Below are 18,304 nucleotides of genomic sequence, written 5' to 3' on the forward strand. Positions count from 1 at the left end.
AGTACAAGATTCACTCACTTAAGCGAAAAGGCTTTTATTATGGCAAGCATTGATAACGTACGCTCAAGCCAGGCGATGACAACAAATCGCACTCAGGCTAGAGCAGAATCCGGAGCAAAAGCTGATTCAGGTAAAGCTGAATCAAAAGTTAGCTCGGATTCAGTATCACTGAGCCAGCAAGGAAAAGCTATGGGGCAACTTCAACAGCAAATGGCTGCACAACCAAGTTTCGATAGTGCGAAAGTCGCTGCGATTAAAGAAGCAATCGCAAACGGCTCATATACTGTCGACCCGGAAAAACTTGCAGACAACATGATCAAGTTTGAAGACGAATTAGGCGGACTGTCTTAAACAGTCCGGTTCGATATACCATGGCAAAACTCGTTGACTTGTTAGATTACCAACTACAGAGCGCCCATGCTTTGTACGAGCTACTTGAAGTAGAAAAAGTGGCGATCACAAAAAGAGTTTCTGCCGATATCGAAAGTACAGCGAAAGAAAAGCTGACTTTAATTACACAACTTCAGCAAACAGACCAGCGAATTGCATCGCATCAGGATGCATCCTCTCTCATGGAAGATGAAGACCTTAAAGGTAAGGTCGAGCAGATCCGCTCTCTTATGAAAGAGTGTAAAGTTGCCAATGAAGTCAACGGTGAAGCGCTACAAAGAGCACAACTCAGCTACAACAAGCTAAATAATTTGATGCAGCAGTCTCGCGGCAAGTTTGGTATGACTTATACGGCTGGTGGACAGACATCTTCAGTTTCAACTCTGGGAACAAATATCAAAGCTTAGGCTGTAGTGAGAATATCCTTATAAAGATTAAACAGAAAAGCGGCAAAACAATTGCCGCTTTTTTAGTATCTGGAGATCGGTTGTTTTAAAATAGAGTTTGTTGTCTCTTAGATGGTACTTGCTGGACTTCACCATAATCACGTAAGCGATCCATCTTGTTGATGTCGAGCTCTAGCTCTGTCACATAGCTATCCCCAACAGGGTAACTACGGACAACCTCTGCACCTCGAATAACCCCATCTACCGCACCGGATGTTAACTCAGTACCTAAGCGTTGATCTTGCATATTCGCTCTGCCGCTTACACGCATACCATAAATCTGCTCAGCAAGCTCTCGATACGCATCTATTTTCGATGCACGCATCGCTCTTACACGACGCTCCTCGTCGTTGTTACCTTTCTGATCGCTAACACTCGCATACCCAACAGCACGCAACACATTGTCATCATTCATAGGTTGCAATGGCTGACAACCGGCAGCAATCAATACAAATGCTAAAATAAGTAACTTTTTCATCATATTCTCCCTCTGCCTTAGTTGCGCAAAATAATGGTTTTCTTGGAAGTCTTGTTTGGATCTGAGCGAATGATTAACCCGTCCTGAGTTCGGATCGTGTTCATGGTATCCAGATCCAGGCCAACTCGATCCGCAGGGAGGAAACCTTGTGCCGTTGCCACAACGATTCTGCTTTGCAGACCTACAACCCGCGCATTAACAATCACACCACCTTCCTGACGCAACATTGTGCCAGTCAGAACAAACTGAATCTGCTGCTCTTGCATAAGGTCATTCCAGTCTCGGCTGATGGCAAAATCACCTTGCTCAGTGACTCGAATCGAACCTGTTGTTTTAAAATCAACAACTTTAAATCCACGTTGCTGAAGCTGGTGGATAAAGGCTTCTGACACTGTATTGCCGAGCCAGTTTGTTGAATCCATATGTTGTAAATCAACAAATGAAGCTACCGCAATAGGTGTTCTTGCCGATATACTGGTGTTTGTTACAACAAGATCTTCTGTCATGCTTTCGACAAAGAAATCCAAGGTGTGGCGTGGATTTTCATATAGCATGAACCGGCTCCCGTTATACGGCTCTTTGCCGTTATATATCGGGGAATAAGCGCAAGATGCGAGAAGCATCGTTGTTGCCGCTATAAACCATTTTTTCATTATCTTGATCTCCAGATATACTTAGGTGTTACTGTTCCTTTGGCTATCTCTCTTTTAGCCTTTTGGAACAATCCTTGCTTTCCTATAATTGCACTAACAGAAAAACAACACCGAAATCAGTTACCCGAATATCAAGCAAAAATTATACCCAAACGGTAATAAATAGATGAAAAAAAATATACTTCAACGTAGCCTTTATACTTTCTGCCTCTTTTTCAGTACCTTAACTCAAGCTGAATGGTACGAAGTCAATGGTAGCGCCACATTTGTATCATCTGAAGAAACGGCAAGGGTTCATGCTCTGGAAGATGCGATTTACAGAGCAATGAAATACTCTGGAGCTGATATCGGTACATTAAGTAACCTACGCCCTTTCCTTGAAGAAAATAGAAACGAGTACCAGTTTACTAACCACGAAGTCCGCTATATCAGGGTATTAGAACAAAAGGCGAATGACGGAAGAATGTCATTACGTGCTCAGTTAGACATTTACCCTTCGGCAACAGGTTGCCATGTTGATCAATACAAGAAGACATTTCTGGTCGGCAATGTAGAAATCGCATCACCTCAACAGGCAGTAATGGGACAAGTTTATAAACTCGGTGATGACTTCAGCCACGTAGTAAATCGTCAGCTTGATCAGGAGTCCATCAGCTTTGTATCAGTAGGAACCACGGATTACGAGATCAACAAAAATCGTCCGGAAATGCTTCAAATGATCGCTCAGGATGCGAGCGCTCAGTACATTATTGGCGGCACCATTACAGACCTGACAGCAACAATTGAACAGAAACTATTCGGTGATGACATGATCAACCGTCAGTTTGCTCTGGAAATGCAAATCTACGATGGTAAAACCGGACATGAAGTTTACAACCGTTCCTATCGCGAAGTTGCTAACTGGCCCTTCCCAAGAACCAGCCAGGTAGACACACGAAGTGCGCGATTCTGGGCTTCTACTTATGGTGAAATGTTGCTTCGAGTCAGTCGAAATATCATGCTGGATATGGAGACTGAGCTATCTTGTAAGATCACTCTTCCTGAAGTCATCGCAGTGAATGGAGAAACAATTACAATCGATTTGGGACGAGTTCACGATGTTAAAGTTGGTGACGTCCTACAACTTTGGCATACCGCCTCTTTCATCGACCAACATGGGTTGCCACGTAATAAGGTGTCTCAAAGTGAAATCACGTATACCGTCACTCGCACTTATGACCAGGAATCTGAGCTAGTCATTAATCAACCAAATCTGGCAACAAGTGTCCAGATTGGCGATGTGTTGCATAAAGAGCTGAATTAAAGTGATAAAATAGAGGACGATACAAGGTACCGTCCTCTCAGGTCTTTCTTTATATTCAATTAGGTTTTGAACTTCATAGCCAGGCTTCTCAACTGCTCAGCCAACTCAGCCTGTTCCTGAGCCGCCCCTGCTATTTGATCGCCACTGGCCGCTGTCATATGAACACTATCACTGATTGCCTGCGCATTAGACGATATTTCGTTACTGGCAATGACCTGTTGCTCTGCGGCTGCTGTTATCTGAATCGCCTTATCTGAAATACTATTAATGGAATCCACAACTGTGGCGAGTGTTTCCTGAACTTCACGTGATTTATCAACGCTGATTGCCACTTGAGATTTAGCGTCATTTACCTGCTCATAGGCACTATCACTATCCTGCTGAAGCTTCTTCACCATGGTTTCAATCTCAAGTGTAGAGGTTTGGGTTCTCTGAGCTAAGGACCTTACCTCGTCCGCTACAACCGCAAAGCCCCGGCCTGATTCACCTGCTCTGGCAGCCTCAATTGCCGCATTAAGAGCCAATAGGTTTGTCTGTTCCGCAATCCCCTGAATAACGTCAATCACTCCTGAGATATTGCCGCTACTCACGTGCAAATCATTAATCGTCGAGGTAACTGACTCAATTGCTGACGACACATTGCCGATAGAGTGCGTAGACTCATCCACCGAAGCGCTACTTTCGGCAATCAGATCGTTGGCGGAACTGGCTTGCTCGGATGTCACTTTTATATTTTGGGCGACCTCTTGTATGGAAACACTCATCTCCTCCATCGCACTCACGACCTGAAGTACCTGCCCCTGCTCTTTTTTGAGTGTTTCGGCATTTTGCGTAACGGTCTGCGTGGACTCTTCTGAAGCAGCAGCTAACTGTTCACTTGAAGCCGCTATCATATGCACCGCATCAGTTAGCTCATTTAGCATGCTATTGAGATTCGTTGCAATGTTACCAAGTTCATCACCACCAATAGTCTGACATCTCGAAGTAAGATCTTTATCTGACGCTAATGCCATCGTGTCATTAAGGCACTCAACCTGTCTGTTTATGCCCCTCGCCATGTAATAACTGAATATTGTAGAGCTCAGTATAAGTACTGTAGAAACAGTAAGGTAAATCCAAAACAATGTCTGTTGCTTTGAAACCATTTCACCCGACAACATAAGAATTTCGTTGGTAAGCAACTCTTCTTGTTGTTTAAGTAAGTTGATTCTGCGAGTAGAGGCAGCAAACCACTCTTCAGCATTTTGATTCAGTTCGCCGGCGAATGCTTTGCTACGATAGCCCTCAACTTCTTTAAACGGAGCCTGAGAAGTTAACTTATCGTACGATTGCACATGTTCTTCTGTGGCGTAAATTTTGAACGTTCCAAGGTAACTATTTTGCTCACTAACTAGGGTGATAAACTTTTTAAACAAGCCAGGGCCAAACTCACCACGGCCAAAAGTATTGCTCAGTACCGCTCTTTCTATTCCGGCTCTTTCTTTACCTTGCAGGTACTCGTAATATGCAGCAAGAGCCCGGCTGATATCTGCAATCTCAGAAACACCAACAGCCTTGCCCGGCAACGACAATAGATGTCCGTTTAGCGTCGTGTAGTAACTTAAAGCCTCACCAATCGGAGTGGTTAGAGAAGTAATACCATTCCTCATTGTCTGTATATCAGAGAGCATCCGGTCCCCCGTCTCTACGACAGACCAAAGCTGCGGGTAATTCTGAAGACTCGCTTTGTTTTCCGAAATATAGTTTTCCAGATCAGTCAGCCTTTTGTCTGTTTCCTTTCTCTGGAGAGGAAGTTTGTCACCGAATTTCTTGCCTTTAGAGCCAATATACCCAGCTGACATCCCGCGTTCTTTCTGCAACTCGTGAACTAATCGACTATTAAACGCGGATAACTCTACGAACTGAAAAATTGCGCTCGCTGAATCTTGCTTGTTTTTTACTTCCAGGGTTTGAGAGCCTGAAAAATAAACAACGGCGACAAGAATAGGTAGCACTACCGCAATAAGTTTTTGTCTGACACTAAGCTGCATTTGTCTTTCCATAAATAGTAAAACTGACTTTCCTTGGGTTCATTTGTTGAAATCCATATATACCCATCAACAAACTACTCAATTATAGGTAGCAACTTTTTTGAGGCCATTATACTAAAGGGCTATAGAATAAAGCGGAGTCACATTTTAACTATCCAATAATCATGATGTTAAATGTAGTTAAATGAATGTGTCGGAGTTATAAACAATTTATTGAGCTAAAATGAAAACCCAAAACAGGCAAGAATAGGCAATATAAATCGATTAAGTTTCAATCAATTTAATTAGTTAGCAACCATTGATATTGGGATTTATGTTAAAGCCGATTAACATCTTCAAGGTTCACAGATTTGAGCGGTTTTTTGCTGAAATAAAGATGAAATACCAAGTTTGATGCTTTTTAGAAGTGCGAGTTCCGAAAGGGTGAGGTAATTGCTCGAGCTACCTCTACCCTTTCGAGAGCTCTGATCAGGACAATCGAATAGAGAGAGCCTCAACTTCCGATGTGGTCAGTCTGGATATGTAGTCTTCGATCGCACTCTCTATCAACATTCTGCGTTGCACAGATTGCTGTTTAGCGGTGCTATCTTCTTTAGCATCCTCCCAACTCATCGCCAGGCATCGAAGTACTATATTTCCAGCAACGCCACTAGAGAGCATCCTGATATTTTTTTCTTTGATTTCAATATTGTTCATATTTAACTCTAACTCGCCAATGGTTAGACTAATAATTCGCTGAATGCCATTGGCAATCTGGCAAGTAATAACCTAACTACGTCACCACGCCTTTTTTAATAACTGGATCACATCGTCATAGGACGCTTTTTTAGGGTTAGTGACCGTACAAATATCTTGAAGAATGTTATTGGTCATTGTTGATGCATGATCAAAATATTCTTTCTCATCAATATCTAACCCGCTAACTCGACATGGAATATCCAAAGTAGCATTAAGTTGGCGAATTGCCTCTAAGAAAGAATTTGTACCCTCATCCATCGATGAAGCCGGCAGTCCCAGAAAGTTTGCAAGCTTTTGGTATTGTATGCATGCATCAAAGCTGTTGAACTCAATCACAGAAGGCAATAAAACCGCATTCGCTACGCCATGAGGAATATGAAAAAGACCTCCAAGGCTATGAGCAACACTATGCGTCATCCCTAAACCACTATTGTTGAAAGCCATACCGGCCATGCAAGAGGCCAAAAGTAGGTGCTCGCGTGCTTCCATGTCCTCGCCACTGGCATAAGCACGAGGCAAGTATTTGAAAACAATCTTGATAGCATTTTCTGCATAAATCGAGGTAAACAGATTTGCCCGGTTTGATACGTACGCCTCAATCGCATGGGTTAACACATCCATTCCTGTCGCAGCAGTAATAGATGGTGGCATGGTTCGTGTAAACCGTGCATCTAAAATAGCCAAATCAGGGGTAAGTGTTTCATCCTGAAGAGGGATTTTGATACCATTTTTTTTGTCCGTGACAACAGAAATGGAAGTCACCTCTGAGCCTGTACCACTGGTTGTAGGGATTGCAACAAGATAAGGTGGTTGACGAGAGGAATCGGCCTGAGTAGCGAAGTAAGCAACCGCTTTAGCAGCATCGATTGCAGAGCCACCTCCAATAGCGATAATTGCATTTGCTCCACTTTTCAAAAAAAGATGTGTGGCCGTTGTTATCGTATCTAGGGAAGGATCGGCTTCAACTTTATCGAAAATCGTGCTTATAACACCTTTTGACAAGTGGCTTTTAACCTGATCAACAAAGCCTGTTTTGGCGATAAAACCATCTGTTACAATGAAAACATCTTTCCCAGGTAACTTATGAAGGTTATCCATGGCATTTTTGCCGTAACAAACTTTTGTTTTTCCATAAAACTGTGTCATACATTATTCCCAAAATTTCTCTGACGGAATGCAAATATGAAAATAAAGACTGCATATCCATAGTGGAAAGACACGCAGCCTTAGGACAATATCAACCGTCGGAACTTAAATGGTATCGACTAGAATAATTAAAAATTACTTATTACATTTTGGCAGTACGTTTTCCACTTCATGATGCGGGCGTGGAATAACATGTACACTAACTAGCTCGCCAACATTACCAGCAGCCGCAGCGCCAGCATCTGTTGCAGCTTTTACAGCACCTACATCACCACGAACCATAACCGTCACCAAGCCACTACCTACTTGCTCACGACCAACCAGTTCAACATTCGCAGATTTAACCATTGCATCAGCCGCTTCAATTGCGCCAACCAGACCTTTAGTTTCAACCATACCTAATGCGTTCATATTTTTATCTCCATCATATTATTTGCCTGACTGTGGCAAATACTTTCTATATCATTGTTTATTCACAGCATTTACTATTCGACAGCTCATCTCTTGCAGCTGTTGAACATCTTCAACACCAAAATCTTGTTTCAATATCGCGGCTACAGAGTAAAAGAGTTTTTCTGTGCTCCCCGTCGCAGCCTGCTCAATACATGCGTCACACGTGCAATCTGCAGGGCACTCGACCACTTCAGACTCCGGTGGTGCACCATGTAAAATAGATACGCCTCGTTTGTTTAACTCATCTCTCGCACTTGGCGTTAAAATGATGCTTCCATCCAAATAGATGGCGTTATCTTTGACACAAATATGCTTATCGAGAGTCTTTACTTCTACCAGTGTCTTTTTCATATTTATCTCACACCTATTATTGCTTTAACCACGTCATGTTCCGGGCGTGCAATTACTGTTGATTCGATGAATTTTGTTCCTAAAAATTCTTTGGCCATCTTGTTGGCCTCTTCAACGGCAGCTAACTCACCGCTAAAAATAAAATAAGATTTCCCACATATTCCCAACCCGCTAACAAAGCGGATCAAGCTAATGTCCGCGCTCTTTACGGCAACATCTGCCGCGGCAACACCTGAAGAAACTGTGCTTGATTCAATCAGACCTATTGCTTGAACCGTTTTAACTGATAACCTTTTTTTCAGAACCGCAACGAGCTCGGATGAAACACCGGATATCACAAAATTTCCGGTTAACTTGTTGGTTAAACGAGCATGACCTACAGCCATATCAACATCAGACTGAGTACCCGACACAAAAATCAGATATCTGCCAGAACAAATAGTGGAGGCTCTGACAAGCGTTACGTCTGCAACCTTGAGCATCTCGTCAGCGAGTCTTACACCGGATGCAATGGTTTTTGTTTCAACGACACCAAGCGTATCCATCTATCACTCCGCACTCACTTGTACTTCATCAACGATGCCAACAATTGCTGCATCTACTGGGGCTTCTGAATTTTGTATTGCCATACGCGCAGAGCTTCCGGTAACCACCAATACTTGCTCACCAATACCAGCACCAACACAATCTACAGCCACAAAGCTTTTTTTGTTTTCTGCTGCAACTGGGTCTTGATAACGCACAACCATAAACTTGAGACCACTTAGCGTACTCTCTTTTCGAGTCGCCCAAACATTACCAATCACTTCACCTACAATCATAATGAACCCACTTATAGCGCTTTATTGATAACAATACGGTTAGACTTTGCCTGATCCGCAGCGAGAGGCGTTATTACACAATCTTTTGCCACGTGTATTTCTTTCACACCATTTAGTGCTGCTTGCTCAACATCTTTCTCAGTAATCAAATTTTGCCAAAATCGCTGAACAGGCTCTGGGTCGGGCTTGAGATACTTCAGACCAAACGAACTTAGCGTGCTTTCATGCTGTAGATACAACTTATACAACGCTGGTGAAGCCGTTTGTTCGTAAGCCTTGTACTCGTAATCGATGACCTCAACAGCCTTTCCTTTCAGTAAAAGTTGTAAGACTGCTTCGACCATCGGACCTGTTGCTTTACCCAACGCCAGATCCGCCATCTCTCCACATGACAAGTGAGGAATGATGTAACGCTCGGCTTCCTTGCATTGCTCACCGTTATCCCAATAACAAAGCTCTACATCTGTGGCACTAACACACCTGAGAATGTGCTGTTCCACCTGCTGGGAGCAAGCACCAAAAACCATAACCCTGGTTGCATTTTTGTTGGTGCTTTCTGCTCGCAGCTGGGTAATGACACGTTCAACAATCGTTTGTATTAAAGTATCTGAATCCATAGTTTTGCCTTGTGTTGATACCGTTAATGCACACCTAACTGACTTGCTTTCTTAGCGACTATTCGGCCAGTTGTGTCTTTGTTCCAACACACGCTATTTCCTTCATCAATATCAATATGCATGGATAGAGCAAAATCGTCGTTTACACGTACCAGAACCTCTTCCAGTATTAATGCGCGCTCTCCCTGAAGGTGAACGCTCACTACGTCTTTATCAACAACACCAAAACGTTCTGCGTCTTTGGTATGCATATGGATATGACGCGCGGCGATAATGACCCCTTCTTCAAGACCTACGATATTGTTCTGAGATGCGAGAATAACTCCTGGTGTGCCTTCGGTATCACCAGACTGACGAAGCGGTGTTTTGATGCCTAAAATACGGGCATCTGCCTTTGAAATCTCAACTTGTGAGCTATTGCGACTTGGACCAAGAACCGCAACGTTATCAATGACACCTTTGGGCCCGATCAGACGAATACGTTCTTTACATAAGAACTGTCCTGGCTGAGATAGCTCTCGTACTTTTGTCAATGGACCACCAAATAGCGCCACAGCATCTTCTTCACTCAAATGCACGTGTCTTGCTGATATCTCGACAGGGATAGTGTCAACGCTGTTGATTGTCGATACCGTAGAATCAAACATGATCTGTGAAGCTGCCACCGGAGAAGCCGCTGACGGCGAGTAAGACTGAACAGCCTTATATGTCAGCTCCTCTGTATCATAAGCCACACGTCGAATATCTATCAGGTGTTCTGGGGTGACGTTGTCGGAAGTAGAGCTTCCGCCTACTGCGCCACAACCCAAAGTAAAGGATGGGAAGAGGTTAGTGGATAAGCCAACCGCTCCGTGCGTTGAAGGTGTGTTCACCAACATACGTGAAACCGGCTTTTTCAGGCCAAACGCACAGATAACAGACTCATCCTTCGAATGAATCGCTAAAGAGTGACCAACACCTCCGTTATGAAGCAGCTTAATCGACAGCTCACACGCTTCATTCCAGTCTTCTACTGTGTAGTATCCGATTAATGCGGTCAGCTTTTCTTTCGAGAATGGATAAGCCGGTCCAACACCAGACTCTTCACCGATAAGAAGACGGGTATCCGATGGCACGGTAATGCCAGCTAAATCCGCAATGTACTTCGCGTCTCTGCCCACGATAGCCGGGTTCATTGAACCGTTAGGGCGTTCCATCACTCGTTTTACGCACTCAAGCTCTGCACTTTGAAGGAAGTAACCACCTTGCGCTTTCAGTGTGGCTTTTACCTGAGCGTCAATCACCTTGTCGGTAATAATCGCTTGCTCAGACGCACAGATAGTGCCGTTATCAAAGGTCTTACTTGCCATGATTTTGGTGACAGCGTCATGGATGTCGGCGGTACGTTCGATATAAACTGGCACATTACCCGCACCTACACCAAGTGCTGGTGTACCTGAGCTATAAGCGGCTTTCACCATGCCCGGTCCACCGGTTGCCAGAATCAGGTCAACCTTACGCATTAGTTCGCCACTCCCTTCAATGGTAGGGATGGTCATGACACTCACCATGTCTTCACTGACACCACAAGAACGGAGTGTGTCACGGATAAGTTCAACGGTTTTCCCGATACACTGACTGGCGCTAGGGTGTGGGGTAAATACGATGGCATTGCCTGACTTGAGGGAAATCAGGGATTTGTAAATCGTTGTGGAGGTTGGGTTGGTTGAAGGCACAATGCCTGCGATAACCCCGGTAGGGACAGCGATTTCAATGATTTTCTTAGAGATATCGTTGTTGATAACCCCGATTGTTTTCATATCTTTGATGGCATCGTAGAGTTTTTCACTCGCCAACAAATTTTTAGTGGTTTTATCTTCTACCTTACCAAACCCGGTTTCCTCAACAGCCAGTTGAGCGAGTTCGTTCGCTATTTTAGTCGCTGCTTCAGCAATGGCTTTAATAATACTATCTACACGCTCTTGGCTTAGTAGAGCAAATTCATTTTGAGCGGAACGAGCAGAGTGAACTAAGGCTCTCGCTTCTTGAATTGATAATAGATCTTTATCTACCATTATTTATGCCCTTTCTTAATTTGGTTATCACAGATAACCTTAATGAGTTCTTTCTTCGTCGCTTTTTCTAAATCTATATTTACTTTTGTATCTGAAAGTTCGCTAACCATCTTTCGCAGATGATTTAGCTTCATTCTTTTTAATCTGGATTCGCTATAGTGAGGCTGAGCTACTTCAACAGGTTTCGGCTCAGGAGCTTCTTCTTTCACATCTGCTTTTTTTGTCAAAGAGGTTTCTGCAACAGACGGTTCTGTAACAGACGGTTCTGTAACAGACGGCTCCGCAGGAGATGGTTCAGTATCAGCAACAACTTCCACTTCAGGTGCAGCAGGAGCTTGTACAGTGTCTTCTATGCTATCGGTTTGCGTTGCCGGGAGAATGATCGACTCTAATGTTGCACTCGGTCTGGCAATAACATGCTTTGAAATCAGAAGATTCGGTCCAAGCCGACAAATAGAGTCAGCCGCAACCTCAACAGCCGTTTGGACAGCGGATACTTCGCCAGTTACGGTTATCGTAATCAGGCCACCAGACGCAGAACTCTTACTCAGTACAGAAACATCAGCAGTTTTAAGCATAACGTCGGCACCTTCGACCGCTGCTAAAAATCCTTTTGTTTCAATCATTCCGATAGCATTCATCACTCTTTCCTTTCAGGCTTACTTAGTCATTAGTGCGCGATAATCGACACAGGGATAGCACTCTGTTGCAAATAGCGCTCTACTTTTACTAACTCTTCTTGAGTTAATCTGGAATAGTCATCGAAGGCGTATTTCCGGCCCAACTGAGCATATTTGTGCACGCCCATTTTGTGATACGGCAATAAATCGACTCCCTGGAAATTCTTAAAATCTTTATAAGGCGATAAAAGCTCTACTAATAAGCGTAAGTTTTCTTCGCTATCATTAACGCCCTTAATGAGTGGGAATCGAATCTTTACGTTTTGCTTGTTGTCCAAAAGCCACTTCAAGTTATCCAAAATCAACTCATTGTGAACGCCGGTATAACGATAATGCTCTTCGGAGACCATGTGCTTGATGTCGTAAAGAAACAGATCCGTATGCTCTGCCACTTTCTCGATCACTTCCCTCTTTGCGTATCCACACGTCTCAATAGCGGTATTGATACCTGAGTATTTACACGTAGCGAGCAAATTAATCGCGGCTTCCGGCTGAGCTAAAACCTCTCCACCACCAAGAGTGACACCGCCACCTGTATGATAGAAATGTCTGTCTTCTTCGATGATATCCAGTAGCTCAGTGATGCTTTTATCTTCACCAATCAGAGCTAAGGCATTCGTAGGGCAAGCGTCGACACACAGACCGCATCCGGTACAGTTGGCATCAGATACTTTGTGTTCAAAGGTGACAGGGTCAAGATAGTGGGTGTCTGTCGGACACACCTCTACACACATACGACACTGCGTACACAATTCATCTTTATATAAAATTTGATGATGGTATTTTTGACTTTCCGGGTTGGAACACCATTCGCAGCGCAGAGGGCAACCTTTGAAAAAGATGAGCGTGCGTATGCCGGGACCATCATACATATTGTATTTTTGAATATTAAAGATGCGTGCTTTTCTTTCTATCATGGAGCTACAACTTCCTAAAAAAGCTCCTGCCTTTGCGGCAGGAGCATCAGTGGTTCAAAAGTCTTTAAGTACTGTACGACTGATGATTTCGTCTTGAACGTCTTTACACAGCTCTACGAAGAAAGCACTGTAGCCAGCTACGCGTACCACTAAATCACGGTATTTCTCAGGATTCTTCTGCGCTTCCAGCAGCACTTCATTGTCCAGATAGTTAAACTGCATCTCACCGTTACCTAGCATGCTTGCTGTACGAATCAGAGTGATGATTCCATCCTCACCTTCACGCGTATCGAGCAGGCCTGACATTAGCTTGAAGTTGTGAACCATTCCGATGTTCATAAAGTCATTATCCATCTTGGAAACAGACTTAATGATGGCTGTTGGTCCCTTGTAATCCGCACCTTGAGTTGGGCTGATCCCATCAGAAAGTGGCGACCAGGCTTCACGACCATTCGCAGACGCGCCAAGTAGCTGACCAAATGGTGTGTTATTTGAAATAGAAAGCGTTCCATGACTCAACACGGAGTAAAGCGTCTTAAATTTGCGGTGCTCTGTCTCAGTGAAGTACACAAGATCGGTGGCGATGTCATCTGCATAATCGTCATCGTTGCCATACTTTGGTGCCGCCAGACAATCCGCTTTAATCTGCTCGTAACCAACAAAATCTGCTTTCAGAGCTTCATTCAATTGCTCTAAAGTGTATTTCTTGTCATCAAATACCAGCTTCTTGATCGCAGCCATAGAGTCGACGTAAGTTGCAAGACCACTCCACACAACACCTGGGCCGAAGTTATACATAGCACCACCGGCAGACACGTCACGGCCCGATTCCATTGTGCCTTCATACAGCATTGACATAAGTGGCTTAGGTGCGTGATCCCTGTGAACTTTTTGCGAGATCACAGTCGCAACACTGGTCCACTTGGTGATGTACTTGATCTGCTCTTTTACTGCCGCATCAAACTTCTCGTAAGTGTCATACTGGCTTAGTGGGCCTAGGTCCGGACAAACCTTTTTGCCATACCAAAGAGGCACACCGCCATTAAGCGCTAGTTCGATACAGATTGGCCATTGGGTGTAACCTGTTGAAGTCCACTGATAAAGGCGACCAGATTTCTGTGGTTCCACACATCCCATCAAACAGTAGTCACGTGCATCTTCCATTGAGACGCCTTTCGCCAGCATCATCTTGATGTGAGAATCATCGAAGTGTACAGCTGGGAAACCCATACCTGAACGAATCACGTCTACAATCTTGCGTAGATATTTTTGAGGTGACTTGTTGTTAACACGGGTTGCAAGTGTTGGCTGGTAGATACGAACATGACGTACCGCATCCATAAGAAGGTAAGTCAGTTCGTTGGTTGCATCGCGACCTTCACGAGTAACCCCACCTACACACATATTTACGAATGGTTGATAGCCGGCGAAAAACTTCGACTGACCTTCACTGGTTAACCACATCATTTCGGACATCTTAACCAACATACATCCAGCCAGATCGAATGCTTCATATTCGTTCATTCGCCCTGACTTAATGTCAGCCATAAACAAGTCATACATATATTGGTCAACACGACCAATGGACATACCTGTTTGGTTTTCCTCTACAACAAGAAGAGACTCGATTGTCCATACCGCCTGGATAGCTTCCCAGAAAGTTTCCGGACGATGAGCCGGAACCCTAGCATTTACTTCAGAAATTCTTTGTAACTCTTGTTTACGACGTGGGTCCGTCTCGTTTGCAGCCAGTTGAGCAGCATATTCAGACATACGCTTGGCATACACCATCACACCTTCTGCCGTCTCAATCACCGACTTGTAGAAGTAAATTTTTTCTACGTCATCCGGGTTTTGGTAGTCGAGCGCATCCAACTTCTCTTGTGCTTCACGTTGGATATCTAGCATGCCTTTTTTCATGACAATTACGTCATAGCCAGGGTTAGAGTCACCACCACCACTGGTTGCGTGATAAGAACAGTCAGAGACATAAGACTCGCCTGAAAGCTCCCACAGCCCTGCTTCGCGGTATAGGCCTTCGCAGTGCTCTTCTACTGAGCGCTCTTCCCAGTATGGGAAAATGCTTTCAAGCAACTCTTTTTTATCACCGTCAGAGATATGGAATGGGTCTTGTGGGCGTGTACCTATTGTTTCCAGTTCATCACGCAGCCAACGCCAGGAAACATCTGGAGAGAAAGAACCCGTACGAGGGGCACCACATGGGGCACCAACAATCAATTCGTTATCCTGAATAACCAGCGGTGCGGTTTCACAGTTACGAAGGAAGCTCTTACTACGTAAAAGAGCCGGAGGCATACCCACATTTTCTTTATAAACCTGAGTAATAATACGAGCACGATCGATACTGATAGACGGAACGTGTGTTAAGAATTTTTCTTTTAGTTTTACATGTCGTTCTGTCGGGCCATCTGGAATTGTTGTACCGGCCGGCATTACTTTTGACTCAGAAGCGGGGTGAGAAAACACTTCTTCAGATACATTTTGGAAAATTTGCTTTAGCGAATTGCGATCGGCTTCTGATAAATTTTTTGCTGCTTCTTCAAGTTTATTTGCAAAATCCGCAAGATTCATAATCTTTCACCTTTATTCCAGGTTATTGTTTAACGTTAATGTTTAATCTATGTTTTTATATTTTTAACTATTCTGTATCGCTCTAAGTGCTTCCTGAATTACTTTCTGGACAGCATCAATAGAACTATCCTCATATTGAGGCTTTGGTTCTTGTTCATTAAATTTATTGACTTCCCTCACTCCATAGCCAACCTTTCTTATATATATCAGGTTCGATGGGGATATATTATCCGCCGTCATACCTTGTCCATAAGTTCTATTTGCAAGAGATACTGAAGGCGTCAAGTTAGTCGTTAATCCAATCCCGCCAAAAGAGGCTGGAGTATTAACCAATAATCTTCCTACCGGCTTTCTTAAAGCGAAAAGTGAAATAACTTCTTCGTCATTAGAATGAATAGTTAAGGTATGGGCGTTACGCTCATGAAGTAGTAATTCGATACATTTTTCACATGCGTGCATCCAATCATCTTCAACATAATAAGCAAGTACTGGCGCTAATAGTTCTCTAGAATATGGGTCGTTCTTGGTGACATATTTGCGCTCTGCAACTAAAAGACGAACATTATCAGGAACAGAAAAATTAGCTCGGTTAGCCAACTGTTTTGCTGACACACCAACCATTCCTAACCTGTGTTTTCCGCATTCTGCAAATAGAAGTTCAGCCAGTGTATGAGACTCTTCCTCTGTCATGAAATAAGCGCCTTGCTCTTGCATAAGTGAGCGCAATTGAGGCTCGATGCAAGCATCGACGATAATTGAGTGCTCTGCAGAAGGCGATATACCGTTATCAAATACTTTGCTAGAAACAATGTCTTGAACAGCTTGAGGAATATCGGCTGTTCGCTCGATGAAAGCTGGTCCGTTTCCTGTTCCGCTGTATATAACTGGCTTTCCTGAACAGCGTCCTAACTCAGCCATACCAGGCACACCCGAAAGCAAGATTAGCGCGGTCTCTGGGTGGTTCAATAACTCTCTGGTTCCCTCTTTCGTCACCGTGTCTATATAGGCAATAGCCCCTTTAGGCAGGCCACTTTTTTCCGCAGCCTCTATCATGCAATCAAGTGTGGCTTTGATACATTTGGCAGCGTTCGGATGAGGGGAAAAAACAATGCTATTGCCAGATTTTATTGCAATAAGCGTTTTATATATTGTCGTAGATACAGGGCTGGTAACCGGAGATAACCCAACTAACACACCAAAAGGTACACCGATATCCAGTGTGCGTTGTTCTTCGTCTTTAGCGATAACACCAACACATTTTAACGTGCGTAAATGAGCGATAACTTGCTGGGTTACGAACTGGTTTTTTTTGACTTTATCTTGCCAGCGCCCATAACCGGTCTCTTCGACAGAAAGCTTCGCCAAGTTTTCAACTTGTTTTGAAACACTGGCAACCATAGCCTCGACAATGGCATCAAGTTTTTCCTGAGAAAATAGCGCTAACTCTTGTTGAGCACTCGCTGCATTTTCCATAAGAACACGTGATTCTTGAATGGAAACTAAATCCTTATCCATTATCATTATGAGCACCGCCTAATTGCAGATTTGCTTTGTTTTATTCTTGTTTTAAATAACAGCCTATCTTTTCTCTTTAGGGGAAGGTCAATATATTCCCCCTACTCAATAGAGAAAAATGTTAAGTAAAACAGGTCTATTTATATTTTTTATTTGGTGTATTTATAAATATCAATTTAACTTACATTTGCGTCATAGAAACACAATCATAATTTAACTTTTCAGTAAAATAATCGATCACTTCTTGAATAGCTGTTTCCACACTAGAAACATCTCCCGTAATCATAAGAGAGCCATCTGAGCGTTCTAAAAAACCAATATTTACCGCTGCAGTCTTAGTTGCGACATCAGCTGCAATAATGACACCTTCACATGGAGTAATATTCAGAATTCCGATAGCATTCCATTTTTCTTTGTCAAGTTCTAGCACATTGAAAAGTTCAGGTTGAGGATTTGAAATAACATGTGCCAGAGTAATTTGCTTACCGGGCACATGTTCCTGAATAATTCGTTGTTTCACTTCTTCATGCATGAAGATATACCTTTCTGAAGATCAGAAGTTATTAAACAATATACTTGTGAAGATCCTGGCTTGGAGACGGTATGACGACATGACTCAATACTGGCCCCGACTCACCAACACCAGCAACACCCGCCTCTACGGCTGCCTGAACTGAAGAGACGTCACCTGACAAAATAACAAACGCCTTACCAGCTAACCCTGCAGCAAAACGGATATCTAAGACTTCAACATTCGCAGATTTAGCCGCTGCATCAGCCGCTAAGATACATCCTGCACAGGTATAAACTTCGATAACACCAAGAGCTGCCATATCATTTGCTTCAGGAATACCTTGAAGCGCAGATGCCACTGAATGATGTATCCGGGGAATGGTGAAGCTATCGACAACCATAGCAGAACCAATCATGCAGCCTGATTCCACACTACTTGTCACTGCAGCTGTATCTCCAGCAATAACAATCAAATAACGACCAGGACAGGTTGTTTTGGCCATAACTAAATTTACATCAGCCGCTTTAATCATAGCGTCGGCTACCTGGATGCCCACCGCCACACTATTTAATTCAACACAACCGATAGTTTGCAATTGCATAAACT

General features: G+C 43.6%; 20 protein-coding genes. 3 read left to right on the forward strand and 17 right to left on the reverse strand.

The window, feature by feature from the left end; translation table 11 throughout:
- Window positions 1-39: 39 nt before the first annotated feature.
- Both flgM and SNR28_RS22325 read left to right on the forward strand, forming a co-directional pair.
- Window positions 40-351 (forward strand): flagellar biosynthesis anti-sigma factor FlgM, encoded by a 312-nt coding sequence (gene flgM, locus SNR28_RS22320; protein ID WP_375750993.1) that lies wholly within the window; start codon window positions 40-42, stop codon window positions 349-351.
- Window positions 352-371: 20 nt separating this feature from the next.
- Entirely contained in the window at window positions 372-797 is a 426-nt protein-coding gene (locus tag SNR28_RS22325; protein WP_375750994.1) for a flagella synthesis protein FlgN, read from the forward strand.
- Between the two features lie 85 nt (window positions 798-882).
- On the opposite strand, the gene flgP is transcribed toward SNR28_RS22325, so the two are convergent.
- Both flgP and SNR28_RS22335 read right to left on the reverse strand, forming a co-directional pair.
- A complete protein-coding gene (gene flgP, locus SNR28_RS22330) occupies window positions 883-1,314 on the reverse strand; it encodes a flagellar assembly lipoprotein FlgP (RefSeq protein WP_375754146.1) in 432 nt (143 codons plus the stop codon).
- A 17-nt stretch (window positions 1,315-1,331) separates the two neighbouring features.
- Window positions 1,332-1,967 (reverse strand): FlgO family outer membrane protein, encoded by a 636-nt coding sequence (locus tag SNR28_RS22335; protein WP_375750995.1) that lies wholly within the window; start codon window positions 1,965-1,967, stop codon window positions 1,332-1,334.
- A 166-nt stretch (window positions 1,968-2,133) separates the two neighbouring features.
- On the opposite strand from SNR28_RS22335, the gene SNR28_RS22340 reads away from it, so the two are divergent.
- Complete coding sequence (locus tag SNR28_RS22340) at window positions 2,134-3,270, forward strand: flagellar assembly protein FlgT (protein WP_375750996.1); 1,137 nt, start codon at window positions 2,134-2,136, stop codon at window positions 3,268-3,270.
- Between the two features lie 59 nt (window positions 3,271-3,329).
- On the opposite strand, the gene SNR28_RS22345 is transcribed toward SNR28_RS22340, so the two are convergent.
- The 15 genes from SNR28_RS22345 to SNR28_RS22415 form a co-directional block, all read right to left on the reverse strand.
- Window positions 3,330-5,300 (reverse strand): methyl-accepting chemotaxis protein, encoded by a 1,971-nt coding sequence (locus SNR28_RS22345; RefSeq protein WP_375750997.1) that lies wholly within the window; start codon window positions 5,298-5,300, stop codon window positions 3,330-3,332.
- A gap of 468 nt (window positions 5,301-5,768) precedes the next feature.
- Window positions 5,769-5,996 carry a hypothetical protein gene (locus SNR28_RS22350; protein ID WP_375750998.1) on the reverse strand — a complete coding sequence of 76 codons (228 nt, stop codon included), beginning with the start codon at window positions 5,994-5,996 and terminating at the stop codon, window positions 5,769-5,771.
- Between the two features lie 81 nt (window positions 5,997-6,077).
- The gene (locus SNR28_RS22355; protein WP_375751000.1) at window positions 6,078-7,184 is read right to left on the reverse strand and encodes a 1-propanol dehydrogenase PduQ; all 1,107 of its coding nucleotides are present in this window, start codon (window positions 7,182-7,184) and stop codon (window positions 6,078-6,080) included.
- Between the two features lie 135 nt (window positions 7,185-7,319).
- The gene (gene pduA / locus SNR28_RS22360) at window positions 7,320-7,595 is read right to left on the reverse strand and encodes a propanediol utilization microcompartment protein PduA (RefSeq protein ID WP_375751001.1); all 276 of its coding nucleotides are present in this window, start codon (window positions 7,593-7,595) and stop codon (window positions 7,320-7,322) included.
- Window positions 7,596-7,646: 51 nt separating this feature from the next.
- Complete coding sequence (locus SNR28_RS22365) at window positions 7,647-7,988, reverse strand: hypothetical protein (protein WP_375751003.1); 342 nt, start codon at window positions 7,986-7,988, stop codon at window positions 7,647-7,649.
- 2 nt (window positions 7,989-7,990) lie between these two features.
- Entirely contained in the window at window positions 7,991-8,533 is a 543-nt protein-coding gene (locus SNR28_RS22370) for a BMC domain-containing protein (protein ID WP_375751004.1), read from the reverse strand.
- A 3-nt stretch (window positions 8,534-8,536) separates the two neighbouring features.
- Entirely contained in the window at window positions 8,537-8,809 is a 273-nt protein-coding gene (locus SNR28_RS22375; protein WP_375751005.1) for a EutN/CcmL family microcompartment protein, read from the reverse strand.
- Window positions 8,810-8,820: 11 nt separating this feature from the next.
- Window positions 8,821-9,426: a hypothetical protein gene (locus SNR28_RS22380; RefSeq protein ID WP_375751007.1), complete on the reverse strand. Its 606-nt coding sequence runs from the start codon at window positions 9,424-9,426 to the stop codon at window positions 8,821-8,823.
- 23 nt (window positions 9,427-9,449) lie between these two features.
- A complete protein-coding gene (locus SNR28_RS22385) occupies window positions 9,450-11,480 on the reverse strand; it encodes an acetaldehyde dehydrogenase (acetylating) (protein ID WP_375751009.1) in 2,031 nt (676 codons plus the stop codon).
- The gene (locus tag SNR28_RS22390) at window positions 11,480-12,121 is read right to left on the reverse strand and encodes a BMC domain-containing protein (RefSeq protein WP_375751011.1); all 642 of its coding nucleotides are present in this window, start codon (window positions 12,119-12,121) and stop codon (window positions 11,480-11,482) included. Before SNR28_RS22390 ends, SNR28_RS22385 begins: the two co-directional genes overlap by 1 nt.
- Window positions 12,122-12,150: 29 nt before the next feature.
- Window positions 12,151-13,077, reverse strand: a complete 927-nt coding sequence (gene cutD / locus SNR28_RS22395) for a choline TMA-lyase-activating enzyme (protein WP_375751012.1) — start codon at window positions 13,075-13,077, stop codon at window positions 12,151-12,153.
- 54 nt (window positions 13,078-13,131) lie between these two features.
- Window positions 13,132-15,669, reverse strand: coding sequence for a choline trimethylamine-lyase (gene cutC / locus SNR28_RS22400; protein WP_375751014.1), 2,538 nt, complete (start codon window positions 15,667-15,669; stop codon window positions 13,132-13,134).
- A gap of 63 nt (window positions 15,670-15,732) precedes the next feature.
- On the reverse strand, window positions 15,733-17,190 hold the full coding sequence (locus SNR28_RS22405) for an aldehyde dehydrogenase family protein (protein ID WP_375751016.1): 1,458 nt from the start codon (window positions 17,188-17,190) through the stop codon (window positions 15,733-15,735).
- A gap of 175 nt (window positions 17,191-17,365) precedes the next feature.
- Window positions 17,366-17,716 carry a BMC domain-containing protein gene (locus SNR28_RS22410; RefSeq protein ID WP_375751018.1) on the reverse strand — a complete coding sequence of 117 codons (351 nt, stop codon included), beginning with the start codon at window positions 17,714-17,716 and terminating at the stop codon, window positions 17,366-17,368.
- Window positions 17,717-17,747: 31 nt separating this feature from the next.
- Window positions 17,748-18,299 (reverse strand): BMC domain-containing protein, encoded by a 552-nt coding sequence (locus SNR28_RS22415; protein WP_375751019.1) that lies wholly within the window; start codon window positions 18,297-18,299, stop codon window positions 17,748-17,750.
- Window positions 18,300-18,304 lie beyond the last annotated feature (5 nt).

Source organism: Vibrio iocasae (genome assembly GCF_042245395.1).
GTDB classification, from domain to species: Bacteria; Pseudomonadota; Gammaproteobacteria; order Enterobacterales; family Vibrionaceae; genus Vibrio; species Vibrio iocasae.